Here is a 16,130-nt window from a genome sequence, read left to right on the forward strand (position 1 = left end):
ACCCGGGCCCCCGGCTCGGACTCAGTGCGCGACGTCCGCCGCGATGTGCTGCGTACCGATCCGCTTGCGGAACACCCAATAGGTCCAGCCCTGGTAGACCATCACGACCGGCGTGGCGATCACCGCGCACCAGGTCATGATCTTCAGGGTGTACGGGCTGGATGAGGCGTTGGTGACCGTGAGGCTCCAGTCCTCGTTGAGCGAGGACGGCATGACGTTCGGGAACAGCGTCAGGAAGAGCATCGCCACGGCGGCCGCGATGGTGACGCCGGAGAACGCGAACGACCAGCCCTCGCGCCCGGCTTGGTTGGCCACCAGGGCGGCGAGCAGGGCGGCCACCGCCACGACCATGGCGACCAGGCTTTTGCCGTCGCCGCTCTCGACCTGCGTCCACAGCAGAAAGACGAGCGCCGCCACGGCCGTCACGAGCCCGACCTGAAGCGCCAGCTTTCGCGCCCGCTCCCGGATCTCGCCGACCGTCTTGAGCGCCGTGAACACCGCCCCGTGGAAGGTGAACAGCGTCAGCGTCACCACCCCGCCGAGGAGCGCGTACGGGTTGAGCAGGTCCCAGACGGTGCCGACATACTCGAAGTTCTTGTCAATCTTCACGCCGTGCACGATGTTGCCGAAGGCGACGCCCCACAGGAACGCCGGGAGCAGCGAGGTCCAGAAGATCGCGGTCTCCCAGTTGCGCTGCCAGTTCTCCTCGGGACGCTTGACCCGGTACTCGAAGGCGACACCGCGGACGATGAGGCAGACCAGGATGAGCAGCAGGGGCAGGTAGAAGCCCGAGAAGAGCGTGGCGTACCACTCGGGGAAGGCGGCGAAGGTCGCGCCGCCCGCCGAGAGCAGCCAGACCTCGTTGCCGTCCCACACGGGCCCGATGGTGTTGATCAGCACCCGCTTCTCGGGCCGGTTCCGGGCCAGCAGCTTGGTGAGGACGCCGACCCCGAAGTCGAAGCCCTCCAGGAAGAAGTAGCCGGTCCACAGGACGGCGATGAGCACGAACCAGACGTCGTGAAGTTCCATGACTCGATCCCCCTCGGCCTAGTACGAGAAAGCCATCGGCTTGTCGGCGTCACGTGTGTCGCCGCCGATCTTCGTGGGCGGGTTGCGGTCGGCCTCGGTGAGCTCGGGCGGGCCGGCCTTGATGTACTTCGCGAGCAGCTTGACCTCGACGACGGCAAGGATGGCGTACAGCGAGGTGAAGACGATCATCGAGGTGAGAACCTCGCCCTGGGAGACACCGGGTGAGACCGCGTCGCGGGTCTGCAGGACGCCGTAGACGACCCACGGCTGACGGCCCATCTCGGTGAAGATCCAGCCCCAGGAGTTGGCGATCAGTGGGAAGCCCATGGTGAGAACGGCGACGCGCCAGTACCACTTGGTCAGCTTCGGACCGAGGGCCTTCTTGGCCCTGGGCAGCAGTACGAGATGCGGCACCTCGTCGTCTGCGACCCTCAAGGCCTGCGGCAGCAGGAACTTCTTGCGGGTCAGCCACAGTCCGAGCAGACCGATCGCGAAGGACGTCATGCCGAAGCCGATCATCCAGCGGAAGCCCCAGTAGGCGACGGGGATGTTGGGCCGGTAGTCGCCGGGTCCGTACTTCTCCTGCTCGGCCTTGTTGACGTCGTTGATGCCCGGGACGTACGAGGTGAAATCGTCCTTGGCCAGGAAGGAGAGCAGTCCCGGGATCTCTATGGCGACCTTGTTGTGGCCCTTGTCGACGTCGCCGATGGCGAAGATCGAGAAGGGGGCCGGCTTCTCGCCGTCCCACAGCGCCTCGGCGGCGGCCATCTTCATCGGCTGCTGCTCGTACATGATCTTGCCGAGGGTGTCGCCGCTGATCGCGGTGAGCATGCCGCCGATGACGACGGTGACCAGGCCGAGCCGCAGCGAGGTCTTCATGTCGCTGATGTGCTTCTTGCGCAGCAGGTGGAAGGCGGAGATGCCGACCATGAAGGCGCCACCGGTAAGGAACGCCGCCGAGAGGGTGTGGAAGGCCTGGGCGAGCGCGGTGTTCTGGGTGAGGACCAGCCAGAAGTCGGTGAGTTCGGCCCTGCCCTTCGCCTCGTTGATCCGGTAGCCGACCGGGTGCTGCATCCACGAGTTGGCCGCAAGGATGAAGTACGCCGACAGGATCGTGCCGACCGAGACCATCCAGATGCAGGCCAGGTGGATCTTCTTGGGCAGCTTGTCCCAGCCGAAGATCCACAGACCGATGAACGTCGACTCGAAGAAGAAGGCGATCAGGGCCTCGAAGGCGAGCGGGGCACCGAAGACGTCACCGACGAAACGCGAGTAGTCGGACCAGTTCATGCCGAACTGGAACTCCTGCACGATGCCGGTGACCACACCCATCGCGATGTTGATCAGGAACAGCTTGCCCCAGAACTTCGTCGCCCTGAGGTACTTCTCCTTCTCCGTGCGCACCCAGGCGGTCTGCAGTCCGGCCGTGAGGGCGGCCAACGAGATCGTCAGGGGCACGAAGAGGAAGTGGTAGACGGTAGTGATGCCGAACTGCCAGCGCGCCAGTGTCTCCGGCGCCAGAGCCAGGTCCACGTCGTCAGGTCTCCTTAGGTCGCCGTGGTACGGCAGTTTGCCCCTTATGTCACACACATCATTGGAGCAACCGGGACACGCTTGTGAACGCGTTCACATTCACAAGCCCAGTATGACGTACTGGTTTTCGACGAATGGCAGGGGGGTCGTGTCTCCTGCGTCACGTAAACGCGCACGGCGGCCACTTCAACATCTCGTTGAAGTGGCCGCCGTGCGGCAGGTCTCCCACGGAGCTTCAGAGCTCCTTGCGGAACCCTTCCGCCACCTTCAGGAAGATGTCGTTCGCCTCGGTCTCCCCGACCGTCACCCGCACGCCCTCACCAGGGAACGGCCGGACCACCACACCGTGCCGCTCGCACGCCGCGGCGAAGTCGACCGTGCGCTCCCCCAGCCGCAGCCACACGAAGTTGGCCTGGGTCTCGGGCACCGTCCAGCCCTGCCCCCGCAAGCCCTCGACCACCCGGTTGCGCTCACACACCAACGAGCCGACCCTGCCCAGCAGTTCGTCCTCGGCGCGCAGCGAGGCGATCGCCGCGTCCTGCGCGAGCTGGCTGACGCCGAAGGGCACCGCGGTCTTGCGCAGCGCCGCCGCCACCGGCTCGTGGGCGATCGCGAAGCCGACACGGAGACCGGCGAGACCGTACGCCTTGGAGAAGGTCCGCAGGACGCAGACGTTCGGGCGGTCGCGGTACAACTCGACGCCGTCCGGCACCTCGGCGTCCCGAATGAACTCCCGGTACGCCTCGTCCAGCACCACGAGCACATCGCTCGGCACCCGGTCGAGGAAGCGCTCCAGCTCGGCCCGCTTCACCACGGTGCCGGTCGGGTTGTTGGGGTTGCAGACGAAGACGATGCGCGTCCGGTCGGTGACGGCGTCGGCCATGGCGTCCAGGTCGTGCACATCGCCCGGCGTCAGCGGGACCTTCACCGAGGTCGCTCCGCTGATCTGCGCGATGATCGGGTACGCCTCGAAGGACCGCCAGGCGTAGATGACCTCGTCGCCCGGGCCCGAGGTCGCCTGGATGAGCTGCTGGGCGACACCGACCGAGCCGGTGCCGGTGGCCAGGTGGGAGAGCGGGACGCCGAAGCGCTCCGACAGCTCGTTCATCAGGCCTGTGCAAGCCATGTCCGGGTAGCGGTTGAAGGACGAGGCCGCGGCCGTGACGCTCTCCATCACACCCGGCAGCGGCGGATAGGGGTTCTCGTTGGAGGACAGCTTGTAGGCGACCGGGCCGCCGGCCGCTGCGGGCTTGCCCGGCTTGTAGGTGGGGATACCTTCCAGCTCGGCGCGCAGCTTGGGGCTCGTCTCGCTCACCGCAGTCCTCCTTGTGACCACCACCGGCTTCGAATACTCCTTACCTTATGAGGATTCGGCGCCGCTGCGTACAGGTGGGACGCAAACCTCATCAGCCCCACTGGCATCAGGGGCATCACCGTACGAAGACAGACGAATCACAGGGCGCTCTCACATATATCTATGCGCCGGTGGCTCGCGCCGTGGCGCGCATCACCCGTGAAGGTGAGTTGAGACCTCTTCGAAACATCGGCGACTTGGCAGGCCCATGCGCGTCGACAAGTCACGTAGTGCCATTGGATCGTTCAACTCCCTTTCATTCACAGGATATTGACGGGGTATGACCATGCAGAAACGTGCCTGTCAACGCGTGCATATGCGCCCGCCCTACCCCACCGCCTGAGCCCTACTATCGGCTCGCCATGACAGCAGCAGGGAAGCACCAGGTGAGCCGCGCGGAAACCTCACGTCGAGGCAGCCGGCCGGGCCGTGCGGGCATCAGAGACGTTGCCGCCGCCGCCGGAGTCTCCATCACGACCGTCTCTGACGCCCTCAACGGCAAAGGGCGGCTCCCGGACGCCACCCGCCGCCATGTCCGCGAGGTCGCCGACCGGCTGGGTTATCGCCCGTCGGCGGCCGCCCGAACCCTCCGTACCGGAAAGTCGGGCCTCATCGGCCTCACCGTGACGACGTACGGGGATGAACCTTTCACCTTCACGGAGTTCGCGTACTTCGCCGAGATGGCCCGGGCCGCCACCTCGGCGGCGCTCGCCCGCGGCTACGCGCTCGTCATCCTCCCCGCGACCTCGCGCCACGACGTGTGGTCGAACGTCGCCCTGGACGGGACGGTCGTCATCGACCCGTCAGACCAGGACCCGGTGGTCAGCGAACTCGTCCGGCAGGGTTTACCGGTCGTCTCCGACGGCCGCCCAGCCGGCTCGCTGCCGGTCACCGCGTGGGTCGACAACGACCACGAGGCCGCCGTACTCGGCATCCTCGACCACCTGGCCGACGCCGGCGCCCGCCGCATCGGCCTGCTGACGGGGACGTCGACAGACACGTACACCCATCTGTCCACCACGGCGTATCTGCGCTGGTGCGAGCGGGTCGGCCAGGATCCGGTGTACGAGTCCTACCCCGCGCACGATCCGTGCGCGGGCGCCGTCGCCGCCGACCGGCTGCTGGCCCGGCCGGACCGTCCTGACGCGGTCTACGGGCTGTTCGACCCGAACGGCACCGACCTGCTCGCCGCCGCCCGCCGCTACGGGCTGCGGGTACCGGACGACCTGCTTCTGGTCTGCTGCAGCGAGTCCACCGTGTACGCCAGCACCGAACCGCCCATCACCACGCTCTCGCTGAAGCCGAGGCGTATCGGCACGGCGGTGGTCCAGCTCCTCATCGACGCCATCGAGGGGGTCGAATCGGACCAACCGGTCGAGCAGGTGATACCGACGGAGTTGATCGTGCGTACCTCGTCCGAGCGCCGTCCTCCCCGGACGACCGTCAGTCCGCCCCGGTCGCCCGAGGAGGAGTAGGACGAGGGCCGTCAGCAGGCGGCACAGGCCCTGCCCAATCGGGGCGAAAGCCGCGGTGAACAGGAGTCTTGCTCCGATTCACCACCCCTGGGTCATCACATGGCGCGATCCGCATTCCTATGATGGGCCCACGACACCGCGGGCCGCTGCGACCAGGCAGTCCGAAGCGGTGCAGATGCGGCGTGATGGTGGAGGGGTCTGATGACTCAGGGGGCCGGTCAGGGACCCGAGGCGGAGCGGACGGCGACGTTGCGCGACTTCCGGGTACCCGCGTACGTCCACGAGACCGGCCCGTACGGCCACAGCGCGCACCCCGGCGACGTCGTACCGGCGCACGAGGCGGACTACCCGGAGGGGTACACGCCCACCGAGCGCAACCTGCCGGTCGTCAACCGAGGGGACACGCTTCAGGTGGCCGTCGACCCCGCGGCGGTCCCGCGGGCCGTCGTCGGGCCGGGTGCGCTGTTCGTCGTCGGTGACGTCCACGGCTATCTCGACGAGCTGGTGGCCGCCCTCCAGGAGAAGGGCCTCGTCGACGCCGCGGGCAACTGGTGCGCGGGCACCGCCCGGCTGTGGTTCCTCGGCGACTTCACCGACCGCGGCCCGGACGGCATCGGCGTCATCGACCTCGTGATGCGGCTGTCCGCCGAGGCCGCCGCGGCCGGCGGCTACTGCAAGGCCCTCATGGGCAACCACGAGCTGCTGCTGCTCGGCGCCAAGCGGTTCGGCGACACTCCCGTCAACTCCGGTGCGGGCACCGCCACCTTCCAGGCGGCCTGGCTGCTCAACGGCGGGCAGAAGACCGACATGGACCGTCTCCAGGACCACCACCTCCAGTGGATGGCCCGCCTCGACGCCATGGAGGAGGTCGACGGGCACCTGCTCGTCCACTCGGACACCACCGCCTACCTCGACTACGGCGACTCGATCGAGGCGGTCAACGACACCGTCCGCGAGACGATCACGCGCAACGACGCGGACGAGGTGTGGGATCTGTTCCGTAAGTTCACCAAGCGCTTCTCCTTCCGCGACGAGGGCGGCGCCGACCATGTGCGGTCCCTGCTCGACACGTACGGCGGCACGCGGATCGTTCACGGTCACAGCCCGATCCCCTACCTGCTGGGCGAGGTCGGCTCGGAGGACGGCGAGGACTCGTCGGGTCCGCTGGTCGAGGGACCGCACGTCTACGCCGAGGGGCTGGCCATCGCGATGGACGGCGGTGTGACCATGGCCGGAAAGCTGCTGGTCCAGCAACTGCCGCTGGATATCTGAACGTTCACGGGGCAGACGATCCCCCATGCCGGACTGAGCAAGAAACGACGCAGGCCAGGGCCCAATTTCTGGAAACCCCCTGTCACCGTGTGCCGTCGCCGCTCTACCATCGGCTTATCCGTAGCAGGCTCCCCTCCGTTTCTGCCCGACGGCTCACAGTCATGCGAGCCCCAAGCCCTACGGAGCATCGGGGGATGCACATGAACAGCGTTCCGCAGCACCTGCTGATCGAGGACCGCCAGGAGTACGAGCGGATCCTCGATGAGGCGCTGCGCTCCGCCCCACACCGCCCAGAACTGGCCGCTGTGGGACAGCGGCTCAATCCCGAACAGCTGCGCACCATGGCGCTCAACGCCACCGCGATCATCACGGCGGCCGCGGCGACCGAGTACCAGCACTACGTGAAGGTCCGCGAGGAACTGCGCCAACCGGCGCCGTCCACCCCGTCGTCCGTCCGTGAAACCGGCTCTGCCGAGCCGGGCTCGGGCGCGGTGGGGCTCGCCGCCACCATGGGAGAGGTCGCCGAGACCGCCGGCGCGGGCGCCGTCGCCGTCGCCGCGGTCCTGACGCCCGTCCTCGCCGGAACCGCCGCGGCGATCTTCCTGCTGGTGGGGTACATCCTGAAAATGCTGGACCCCCAACCGGCGTTCGCCCAGACCATGCTGACCACCGGTTGGGTGTTCGGCGCGGTGACCGCGCTCGCGATCCTGGTCGCCGCGGTCGGCCTCCTGCTCACCGCCCTGCGCAACCGGCCCTCGCTGGACACCGGGCCGTACGGCGAGCTGAGCGGGGAAGTGGCCCGGGCCAGGGAAGCCTGGCGCGAGGCCCTGTTGGAGCGGGGTGTCCTGCCCTTCCTGCGGGACGCGCTGGCCGACCCCGGCACCGCGGCCGCCCTGCACCGCCCTGCACCGCCCGCGCCGACCAGCCGTATGCCGAACCTCGGCTACGGCCGTCCGGGCTTCAGCAGCCCGGACGACGGCTCCTCCGGACCCCGGCCCAGCTTCACGAGCCCGGACTACAGCAGCCCGGACTTCGGCGGCCCGGAGCATCAGCCGGAGTAACCCCCGGCTTGCGCCCCTCACCGCGGGGAAACCCGCCTTCGGGGGCGCGCAAGCCGGTTGTCCGGCGCCTCACGGACCCCGGACGACCTGCGCCTCCCGCCTTCCCCGACGGGTCTCCGCTCAGTCGGCGAGCGGCAGATACACCCGGTTCCCCGCGGCCGCGAACTCCTTCGACTTCTGGGCCATGCCCTCCTCGATCTCTTCCTGGTTCCCGCCGTGTCGGCGGCGGATGTCCTGGGAGATCTTCATGGACGACAACACAAGTCATGATGCCCCCCGCTGCTCTAGGAGGTCGATCACTTCGTGGCCAGGAAACGGTGGTATACCCATGCCATCTACTGCCGAGTGACATAAGGAGGCTTCTGAGGTTTTCGCTTCGGGGTGACGTCATGGCGGAGCCAGTGTGAGGCCAGTCTCGGCGATGAAGCCGTCGAGCAGATCGGGTCGGTACTGGATCCGCTTCAACCGGGTGCGGGCCAGATCGGCGAGGGCGTCGACGGTGCAGGCGGCGAGGTTGCCCAGGTCGTTCTTCAGGTTCGCCCACACGCCCTCGGCCGGGTTCAGATCCGGCGAGTACGGCGGGAAACGGAAGACGGTCAACCACGGCTTCCGGGCTGCCAGCAGCTCGCGCATCAGAGTGTCCTTGTGCTGGGTGGAGTTGTCCCACAGCAACACGATGTGCCCGCCCAGTTGCTGGCGAGTGGCATCCAGCAGCACGGCGAAGTCCCGCTCACGAAAGCCGCTCTTCTCACCGCGGCGGCCGGAGTGGTGGACCAGCATCCGGTAGATCAGCCGGGTCCGCTCGCCGGGTTTCGCGCACACCAGGCCTGCCAGCGAGACCCTCCCCGAACCTTTGCCTGACACGCGCACCACGGGCGGCACACCCATACGGGACCAGGTACGGGCCTTGGGCGGACGAAGCGACTGCCCCGACTCGTCCTCGAAGACCAGCCACGCACCCTGCTCCCTCACCTTCCTTCCACGCGCGGCCAGGTCTCCCGCCACCACGTCGCCACCTGCTCCTCGTCACGCTCGGCCGCCCGGTGCACCGGGACCTGCACCGAGAAACCCATCTGCCGCAGGATCCTGGACAGTTGAGGCTGACTGAAGCGCACGTGAAAACGGCGGGCGATGAGCACCGAGACCCTGGCAAGCGTCCACCGCTGGTCCTCCGCCCAGCCATGCGCAGCCGGCCCCTGCTCCAACGCGCGAGCCAGCCAGGCCCGCCAGGCCGGCTGCATCCGGGACGCCATCCCCGAGGGTCCTTTGGACCGCAGGGCGTCCCTGCCGCCCTCCCTCCAGGCGGCATGCCAGGCATAGGCCGACTTCCGCGACACCCGTAACGCCCGTGCGACCTGCGGCGGCCGCATACCGACAGCGAACATCTCGGCGGCCTGGAACCGCACCCGCTCCCGCCGGGCCCGCTCCACCGCGGTCAGGCCACCCCCATCGGGATACCTCATGACACCGGACTACACCCACCCGCAGAGGCCACGTCACCCCGAAGCGAAAACCTCAGTTGCTCCCCAGCCGCCTATTACGCGCCCAGGGAAATTACTTACGAGCTCGAATTGAGGAGAAGCTCCCTTTGGCCTTCTCAAGTTCATCGAAACCGATACCTGAAGGAAGGCCTTTGATCTCGGACAGCACCGCAACGGAAAGTTGTTCGATCCGCAAGCCTTCAGAACGGGACAGATCCACGTCTTTGAGCATGGCACTCGAAAGGTCAGCGTCGTGAAACTCAGCGGACGGCACTTGGGTGTGAAGGAAGGCAGCGCCCTGCAGGTTGGATTCCCTCAGCCGAGCCCGCTCCATATTGGCGTAAGAGAAGACAGCATTCCTTGCGTCCGCCTGCCATAGCGCGGTTTCCTCCATACCAGCCTGGTAGAAGATCGCACCACTGAGCTGTGTGAAGGAGAAGTCGGCCATGTGAAGTGCAGCGCCCTGGAACACCGCATCCCTCAGAGAGGCTCGAGCGAAGTGAGCCCGCTGCAAGCGGGCGCCCCTCAGGTCGACCTGATCGAGCTTGGCATCGCTCAAGTCCGCACCACGGAGATCTGTGTGACGAAGGTTGATACATGAGGGGCCGTCACCATGGATCGGTCGCCGCCCAAGGACAGTGAGCGCAGCCTGTACGTCCTCGTCAGGCTTGATGCCCTTCTCATCAGCGCCCTCCTCGTTCCCAGCGGCGGCACGCTCTCGGACAAAGGCGGCCAGCACTTCGACGACGGTTGCGTGATCTTTCTTGGAGTCCCTCATGATTCGTTCTAGCGCGTAGATGCCGCCGAGTCGTTCCGTGAGGTTCTCGGACGCCAGCAGCTTGATCGCCTCAACGTACCTTTCCGTGACCTGGCCTTCACGGATTAGTTCAGACTGTTCTTGATCACGGACCCTCGTATGCTCAAACTGCTCCTGAACTTGCTCGTATTGACGCAGGCCCAAGACGTGGTTGCGATGCGTGTAGTAAAGACTGACAGCCGCTACCGCTCCCACACCGAGCGCAACGAGCATGGTGCGGAACCCGGTGATGACGACGCCATCAGCAGGTTGAAGGTCCCTGCTGCGGAGGTGGGATCCATCGACCCACCAGGGGCCGTGCCACAGCAGGAGGACGTACCCGGTAGCTGCCAGGGCAAGGGCCACGGTGAAGGCGATCCGCTTCATCTTCGACTTCATGCGGAGCAGCATGACCCTTGCCGCTTCCTCCAGCCTCCGAACAGTGGAGTTCAGAGCAGAAGTTGAGGTCGGGGAGGCCCGGTGGTCTGCTCTCTGGTCGGCCAGCTGTAAGACCGACCAGAGAGCACGGACCACCGGCAGGTGAGCTCAGTCTGCGATCGGCAGGTACACCCGACTCCCGCTCGCCGCGAACTCCTTCGACTTCTGGAGCATCCCCTCAGCGACCTCCTCAGCCGTCGCCCCCGCAGCCGCCGTACCGCCGAACTGCTTTGTGATGCTTTGGCTAATCTTCATCGAGCAGAACTTCGGCCCGCACATGGAACAGAAGTGGGCCGTCTTGGCCGGCTCGGCCGGGAGTGTCTCGTCGTGGAACTCCCGGGCCGTGTCGGGGTCGAGGGCGAGGTTGAACTGGTCCTCCCAGCGGAACTCGAAGCGGGCGTCCGACAGCGCGTCGTCCCACTCCTGTGCGCCAGGGTGTCCCTTGGCGAGGTCCGCCGCATGGGCCGCGATCTTGTAGGTGATGACGCCTGTCTTCACGTCGTCACGATTGGGCAGGCCCAAGTGCTCCTTGGGCGTGACGTAGCAGAGCATCGCCGTGCCCCACCACGCGATCATCGCGGCACCGATGCCTGAGGTGATGTGGTCGTACGCCGGGGCGACGTCCGTGGTCAACGGACCGAGCGTATAGAACGGAGCCTCCTCGCAGATCTCCTGCTGAAGGTCGATGTTCTCCTTGATCTTGTGCATCGGGACGTGGCCCGGGCCCTCGATCATGGTCTGTACGTTGAAACGCTTCGCGATCGTGTTGAGTTCCCCGAGCGTCCTCAACTCCGCGAACTGGGCCTCGTCGTTGGCGTCCGCGATCGAGCCCGGCCGCAGGCCGTCACCGAGCGAGTACGTGACGTCGTAGGCGGCGAAAATCTCGCAGAGTTCCTCGAAGTTCTCGTAGAGGAACGACTCCTTGTGGTGCGCGAGGCACCAGGCCGCCATGATCGAGCCGCCGCGCGAGACGATGCCCGTCTTGCGGTTGGCCGTCAGCGGTACGTACGGCAGGCGGACGCCCGCGTGGACCGTCATGTAGTCCACGCCCTGCTCGGCCTGCTCGATGACCGTGTCCTTGTAGATCTCCCAGGTCAGTTCCTCGGCCTTGCCGTCCACCTTCTCCAGTGCCTGGTAGAGCGGCACCGTGCCGATGGGGACGGGGGAGTTGCGCAGCACCCACTCGCGGGTGGTGTGGATGTTGCGGCCGGTGGACAGGTCCATGACCGTGTCGGCGCCCCAGCGGGTCGCCCAGGTCATCTTCTCGACCTCCTCCTCGATGGAGGACGTCACCGCGGAGTTGCCGATGTTGGCGTTGACCTTCACCAGGAACCTCTTGCCGATGATCATCGGCTCGATCTCCGGGTGGTTGACGTTGACCGGGAGGACCGCGCGGCCGGCCGCGATCTCCTCCCGGACGACCTCGGGGGACACGTTCTCCCGCAGGGCCACGTACTCCATCTCCGGCGTGATCTCACCGCGGCGTGCGTAGGCGAGTTGCGTGACCGCTCCGCCGTCGCGGCTACGGCGCGGCAGCCGGGGCCGCCCGGGGAAGACGGCGTCGAGGTTGCGGAGGTTGCCGCCCCGCGGCGAGGTGTGCTTGATGCCGTCATCCTCGGGACGGGCAGGACGGCCCGCGTACTCCTCGGTGTCACCGCGGGCGATGATCCAGTTCTCCCGGAGCGGGGCCAGCCCCCGACGGACGTCGGTATCGACCAGGGGGTCGGTGTACGGACCCGATGTGTCGTACAGCGTGACCGACTGCCCGTTGGTGAGGTGCACCTGACGGACCGGCACCCGCAGATCGGGGCGAGAGCCCTCGACATACGCCTTGTGCCAGCCGATGGACTTCCCGACCTCCGCGGACTGTTCGCCCTGAATGGGCTGTTCGTCCTGGCTGAAGGCAGGCGTGCGCGCGTCCTTGATGGTCATGAGACCTACTCCCTACGCCGGCATTACCCGGTAACAGGTTCGGCGGTCGACGCAGCGGCTTCCGTCTGCCGACGTTTCGTGTGGAACGTCACTCGCTGGTGACGATGTTCCACGTGAAACATCGCTGGGACGGAGGTCAGCGCCCTCTCAGCCCGGTGCTCCGAGCTCCCGCGTGTACAAAGGTGCCCCCACGCTAGCGTCAATTCGGGCGCGGTGAACAGAGGGCCCCTGTCGTTCTTGCGATGATCGGTCGGTGACCACGACACATCAGCCCCCCTTCCCACCGCCCGAGCCTCCTCGCAGGCCCGGCTCCGGAAACGGGTTCGGCAACGGCCCCGGACCCGCCGACGGGCAGGGTGCCGGGTACGGCCCGGGCCCGGGCTCCGGCGACTGGCACGAGCGCGGAAACGGCACCGGTGACGGGTTCGGACAGGAGCCCGGATCGGGCGGCCGGTTCGAGCAGGGGCCTGGTATCACCGGCGGCCACGAGCACGACGCCGGTGGCGGACACGGGCATGGGCACGGCCCCGGTTCCGGTGGCGGGGGCACCGGCGGTGGCGGCGGTGGCGGCGGCGGACACGGTCACAGCCACAGTCACGGCCCGGCGGCCCCCGTCTCCAAGCATCTGCGCAAGGTCATCGCCGCGATCCTCATCCCCTTCGGCGTCGCCGTGATCGTCGGGCTCGCCGTGCTGTGGCCCGGGGGCGCGCCGGGTCATGAGCGCACCGGCGTCGGCTTCGACCGGCAGACCCAGCAGGCCACGGTCACCAAGGTCGTGAGCGTGAGCTGCAAGTCGGTCAACGCCTCGGGCGAGACACCGACCGGCGACACCTCCACCGCCGAGGGCTCCTCCGCCCAGCAGCAGGCCGACGGCGACTGCAAGAAGGCGACGATCCGCGTCGACACCGGCGACGACAAGGGCCGTACGTTCACCGAGATCGTGCAGCCGGACCAGTCACGCCAGTTGCACCAGGGCGAGAAGGTCGTGGTCGCCTACGAGCCCTCCGCCCCCAAGGACCTGCAGTACTCGGTCACCGACGTGAACCGCAGGTTCCCCATGGCGTTGCTCGCCGGCATCTTCGCACTCGCCGTCGTGGTCGTCGGGCGGTTGCGGGGCGTCATGGCGCTGGTCGCGCTGGCCATCAGCTTCATGATCCTGAACTTCTTCATCCTGCCCGCGATCCTGCAGGGCTCGAACCCGCTGGTCGTGGCCGTGGTCGGGGCGAGCGCCATCATGCTGATCGCCCTGTATCTGTGCCACGGACTGTCGGCGAGAACCTCCGTCGCGGTGCTCGGCACGCTGATCTCGCTGCTGCTGATCGGTGTGCTCGGCTCGCTGTTCATCGGCTGGGCCGCGCTCACCGGCAACACGGACGACAACACCGGCCTGATCCACGGCCTGTACCCATCGATCGACATGAGCGGTCTGTTGCTCGCCGGCGTCATCATCGGTTCGCTCGGTGTCCTCGACGATGTGACGGTCACCCAGACTTCGGCGGTCTGGGAGTTGCACGAGGCCAATCCGTCGATGGGCTGGCGCGATCTGTACCGTGCGGGCATCCGCATCGGCCGTGACCACATCGCGTCTGTCGTCAACACGCTCGTCCTCGCCTACGCGGGCGCCGCCCTGCCGCTGCTGCTGCTCTTCTCCATCGCGCAGAGCAGCGTGGGGACGGTCGCCAACAGCGAGCTCGTCGCCGAGGAGATCGTGCGCACGCTGGTCGGATCGATCGGCCTGGTCGCGTCCGTGCCGGTGACGACCGCCCTCGCGGCCCTGGTGGTGTCGGCCGACCGGCCCGCGCTCCCGGGCTCCGGGACGGCGCCGGTGGGCGGGCGGCCGGCTCCGGCGGGAGCCCAGTCGATGTCGGCGGGCACACAGCCGACCGCGGCACGAGGTGGGCGCGGGCGGCGGCGCAAGCGCTGACGCGTGCATCTGCTGTCACAGGGGCTGTACGGCGCCGTACAGCCCCTGTGACATGCCCCGGGCCCCGCTTGGAGGAGAAGCGTTCCTGCACGAGCCCCACGCCCGTGCTGAAGCGTTACGCCCCCCCATGGCCGTGACGCTTCAGCCCGCGCTCTGTTCCTCCGCCAGAATCCGGTCCAGGGCCTCCTCAAGGTGGGCGTCGAAGTCGGCGAGCGCCCCCTCCTGGCCCAGCGGCACCAGCTTGTCGGTGCGGTCGAGGAAGGCGATGAGCGGCGCCGCCGAGGAGCGGAACAGCGCCTGGTCGACGCCGACCTGAAGGCGGATCAGGACCTCACCCAGCGTGTCCGCCTCCGCCGGCGCGATGCGCACATCCCCGTCCCCGCACGGCCGCCCCACGCCGTCGATCAGCAACTCACGCCCGAAAGCCCAGGTCACCGGCGCATCACCGGGCAGATGGAAGGTGAGCCGCACGGCGTAGGGATCGCAGGTCTCGTAGCGCAGCTCCACCGGGATACGGAAGGCGAGCTCCTCGGACACGAGAAAGCTCATCATGACCTCTGCCTGTACGGACTCACCCATCGTCTACCCCGTCATCTGCCGTCGACTGGCCGGGAATGATCCCTCTGACTGTGGTGGAAGTTTGCTGAACGTACACGGGAGATCACAAGGAGTGAGTTTTCAGATACTGATAGAGATCGCAAGCGACCCGAGGAGGCGTCCGATCTCGCTCTGCAGCTGACGGGTGGCGGCCGCCAGCCGGTCGGCCTGGTGGGCGGGCAGCGAAATGGCCATCGTCGCGGCAGTGGTGCCCATGGTGATCGGAATCGCCGCGCAGACCGTACCCAGCGCGTACTCCTGCCGTTCGAAGACCGGTTCCATCCGCCGCGTCCGGTCCAGACGCCGCAACAGCGTGTGGCTGTCCCGCACGGTGTACGGGGTGATGGCCTGTACGGGGTAGCGGTCCAGGTGGTCGCGGCGGGCATCCTCGTCGAGCTGGGAGAGCAGGCACTGGCCGATGGCATGCGCGTGCGCCGTCTCGCGGAAGTCGGCCCATTCCTCGACCGCCGGGTTGCCCGGGGTGTCGGAGACGCACATGACCTCGATCTCGCCGTCCCGGTAGATCGCGTAATACACGGGTACGCCGATGGCGTCGCGCCAGTGGGCCAGTGTCTCGGCGATCGTGCTGCGACGTTTCTCCTGTGCTCCGCTGCTGCTCAGCCGTTCGGCCGCCTCGCCGAGGAAGAACAGGCCCTTGTCCCTGCGCAGATAACCCTCGTGGACCAGGGTGCGCAGCAGGTGGTAGGCCGTGGGCAGGGCGAGGCCGGTCTCGCGGGCCAGTTGTTTGGCGGGGGCGCCGTGTTCGTGCTCGGCGACGGATTCCAGCAGGCGCATCGCGCGCTGGACGGAGCCGATGAGGGTCGTGGAGTGCGGTGACTCCGGGGGGTCGGCAGATACCGCTCTCGGTGCCGGGTTCGATGCCGGTGCCGGGGGTGTCCCCGGGCGGGACCGGCTCGTGGCTGCGGGCTGCTCCGGCGGCCGGAGCCGGGACTCCGGCGAAGGGACCGCCGCCCGGACCGGTGCGGGGGCTGCGAGGCGTTCTGCGGGTGCGGTGTCAACCGTGGCCAAGGGTCACTCCCGAAGCGCGAGGGGGCCGCCCGTGCGGGGGGACACGGGAGGGGGTGTGCGCCGCTCGCGGGGGATCGTCCCCGCGTCGAATTCCGGACTTTAACCGTCCGCCACCGCTCGCACTCGACCTGTACCGAAACTTCCCTCGCCCGAGGGAACCGGCGATTCCTGTTACCGATCACCGGTGCCGCTCGCCGGTTGCCGCACGC

At 67.6% G+C, this 16,130-nt stretch carries 12 protein-coding genes, 1 pseudogene and 1 riboswitch; of the genes and pseudogenes, 4 read left to right on the top strand and 9 right to left on the bottom strand.

Going from position 1 to position 16,130, the window contains the following annotated elements; genetic code table 11:
- Positions 1-21: 21 nt before the first annotated feature.
- The 3 genes from cydB to hisC all read right to left on the bottom strand — a co-directional run bounded on the left by cydB (position 22) and on the right by hisC (position 3,877).
- Positions 22-1,029 (bottom strand): cytochrome d ubiquinol oxidase subunit II, encoded by a 1,008-nt coding sequence (gene cydB / locus TN53_RS01640; RefSeq protein WP_046256463.1) that lies wholly within the window; start codon positions 1,027-1,029, stop codon positions 22-24.
- An 18-nt stretch (positions 1,030-1,047) separates the two neighbouring features.
- Positions 1,048-2,562, bottom strand: coding sequence for a cytochrome ubiquinol oxidase subunit I (locus tag TN53_RS01645; RefSeq protein WP_046256464.1), 1,515 nt, complete (start codon positions 2,560-2,562; stop codon positions 1,048-1,050).
- Between the two features lie 235 nt (positions 2,563-2,797).
- Positions 2,798-3,877 (bottom strand): histidinol-phosphate transaminase, encoded by a 1,080-nt coding sequence (gene hisC, locus TN53_RS01650; protein WP_046256465.1) that lies wholly within the window; start codon positions 3,875-3,877, stop codon positions 2,798-2,800.
- A gap of 401 nt (positions 3,878-4,278) precedes the next feature.
- On the opposite strand from hisC, the gene TN53_RS01655 reads away from it, so the two are divergent.
- The 3 genes from TN53_RS01655 to TN53_RS01665 all read left to right on the top strand — a co-directional run bounded on the left by TN53_RS01655 (position 4,279) and on the right by TN53_RS01665 (position 7,724).
- Positions 4,279-5,391 (top strand): LacI family DNA-binding transcriptional regulator, encoded by a 1,113-nt coding sequence (locus TN53_RS01655; RefSeq protein ID WP_046256466.1) that lies wholly within the window; start codon positions 4,279-4,281, stop codon positions 5,389-5,391.
- 201 nt (positions 5,392-5,592) lie between these two features.
- Positions 5,593-6,663 carry a metallophosphoesterase gene (locus tag TN53_RS01660; protein WP_046256467.1) on the top strand — a complete coding sequence of 357 codons (1,071 nt, stop codon included), beginning with the start codon at positions 5,593-5,595 and terminating at the stop codon, positions 6,661-6,663.
- Between the two features lie 194 nt (positions 6,664-6,857).
- Positions 6,858-7,724: a hypothetical protein gene (locus TN53_RS01665; RefSeq protein WP_046256468.1), complete on the top strand. Its 867-nt coding sequence runs from the start codon at positions 6,858-6,860 to the stop codon at positions 7,722-7,724.
- A 120-nt stretch (positions 7,725-7,844) separates the two neighbouring features.
- Here the strand turns inward: TN53_RS01665 and TN53_RS01670 are convergent.
- From TN53_RS01670 to thiC, 4 genes and pseudogenes are all read right to left on the bottom strand, one after another.
- Positions 7,845-7,976: pseudogene (locus TN53_RS01670) on the bottom strand (thiamine biosynthesis protein ThiC); the annotation flags it as partial.
- 135 nt (positions 7,977-8,111) lie between these two features.
- Positions 8,112-9,187 (bottom strand): IS630 family transposase gene (locus TN53_RS49445; protein ID WP_420719076.1). Its coding sequence is split into 2 segments (ribosomal slippage): positions 8,112-8,701 and positions 8,701-9,187, totalling 1,077 coding nucleotides; the frame shifts between segments, so codons are not numbered across the junction.
- 91 nt (positions 9,188-9,278) lie between these two features.
- Positions 9,279-10,400 (bottom strand): pentapeptide repeat-containing protein, encoded by a 1,122-nt coding sequence (locus tag TN53_RS01685; RefSeq protein WP_046256591.1) that lies wholly within the window; start codon positions 10,398-10,400, stop codon positions 9,279-9,281.
- 147 nt (positions 10,401-10,547) lie between these two features.
- The gene (gene thiC, locus TN53_RS01690) at positions 10,548-12,371 is read right to left on the bottom strand and encodes a phosphomethylpyrimidine synthase ThiC (RefSeq protein ID WP_046256470.1); all 1,824 of its coding nucleotides are present in this window, start codon (positions 12,369-12,371) and stop codon (positions 10,548-10,550) included.
- Positions 12,364-12,553: riboswitch (TPP riboswitch) on the bottom strand. It overlaps the preceding gene by 8 nt.
- A gap of 71 nt (positions 12,554-12,624) precedes the next feature.
- Between thiC and TN53_RS01695 the strand changes: the two genes are divergently transcribed.
- Positions 12,625-14,295 (top strand): YibE/F family protein, encoded by a 1,671-nt coding sequence (locus tag TN53_RS01695; protein ID WP_046256471.1) that lies wholly within the window; start codon positions 12,625-12,627, stop codon positions 14,293-14,295.
- Between the two features lie 141 nt (positions 14,296-14,436).
- Here TN53_RS01695 and TN53_RS01700 read toward each other — a convergent pair whose 3' ends face one another.
- Together TN53_RS01700 and TN53_RS01705 are read right to left on the bottom strand one after the other, a co-directional pair.
- On the bottom strand, positions 14,437-14,874 hold the full coding sequence (locus TN53_RS01700; protein WP_046256472.1) for an SsgA family sporulation/cell division regulator: 438 nt from the start codon (positions 14,872-14,874) through the stop codon (positions 14,437-14,439).
- A 99-nt stretch (positions 14,875-14,973) separates the two neighbouring features.
- Positions 14,974-15,921: an IclR family transcriptional regulator gene (locus tag TN53_RS01705; RefSeq protein ID WP_420719077.1), complete on the bottom strand. Its 948-nt coding sequence runs from the start codon at positions 15,919-15,921 to the stop codon at positions 14,974-14,976.
- Between the last annotated feature and the right edge of the window lie 209 nt (positions 15,922-16,130).

This window comes from Streptomyces sp. WM6386 (genome assembly GCF_000972385.1).
Lineage (GTDB): Bacteria > Actinomycetota > Actinomycetes > Streptomycetales > Streptomycetaceae > Streptomyces.

What these genes read in the sequence shown, in the direction of transcription:
- TN53_RS01685 (WP_046256591.1), bottom strand. Translation starts at nt 10,400, where the DNA reads ATGAAGTCGAAGATGAAGCGGATCGCCTTCACCGTGGCCCTTGCCCTG.
- cydB (WP_046256463.1), bottom strand. Translation starts at nt 1,029, where the DNA reads ATGGAACTTCACGACGTCTGGTTCGTGCTCATCGCCGTCCTGTGGACC.
- thiC (WP_046256470.1), bottom strand. Translation starts at nt 12,371, where the DNA reads ATGACCATCAAGGACGCGCGCACGCCTGCCTTCAGCCAGGACGAACAG.
- TN53_RS01665 (WP_046256468.1), top strand. Translation starts at nt 6,858, where the DNA reads ATGCACATGAACAGCGTTCCGCAGCACCTGCTGATCGAGGACCGCCAG.
- TN53_RS01660 (WP_046256467.1), top strand. Translation starts at nt 5,593, where the DNA reads ATGACTCAGGGGGCCGGTCAGGGACCCGAGGCGGAGCGGACGGCGACG.
- TN53_RS01700 (WP_046256472.1), bottom strand. Translation starts at nt 14,874, where the DNA reads ATGGGTGAGTCCGTACAGGCAGAGGTCATGATGAGCTTTCTCGTGTCC.
- TN53_RS01655 (WP_046256466.1), top strand. Translation starts at nt 4,279, where the DNA reads ATGACAGCAGCAGGGAAGCACCAGGTGAGCCGCGCGGAAACCTCACGT.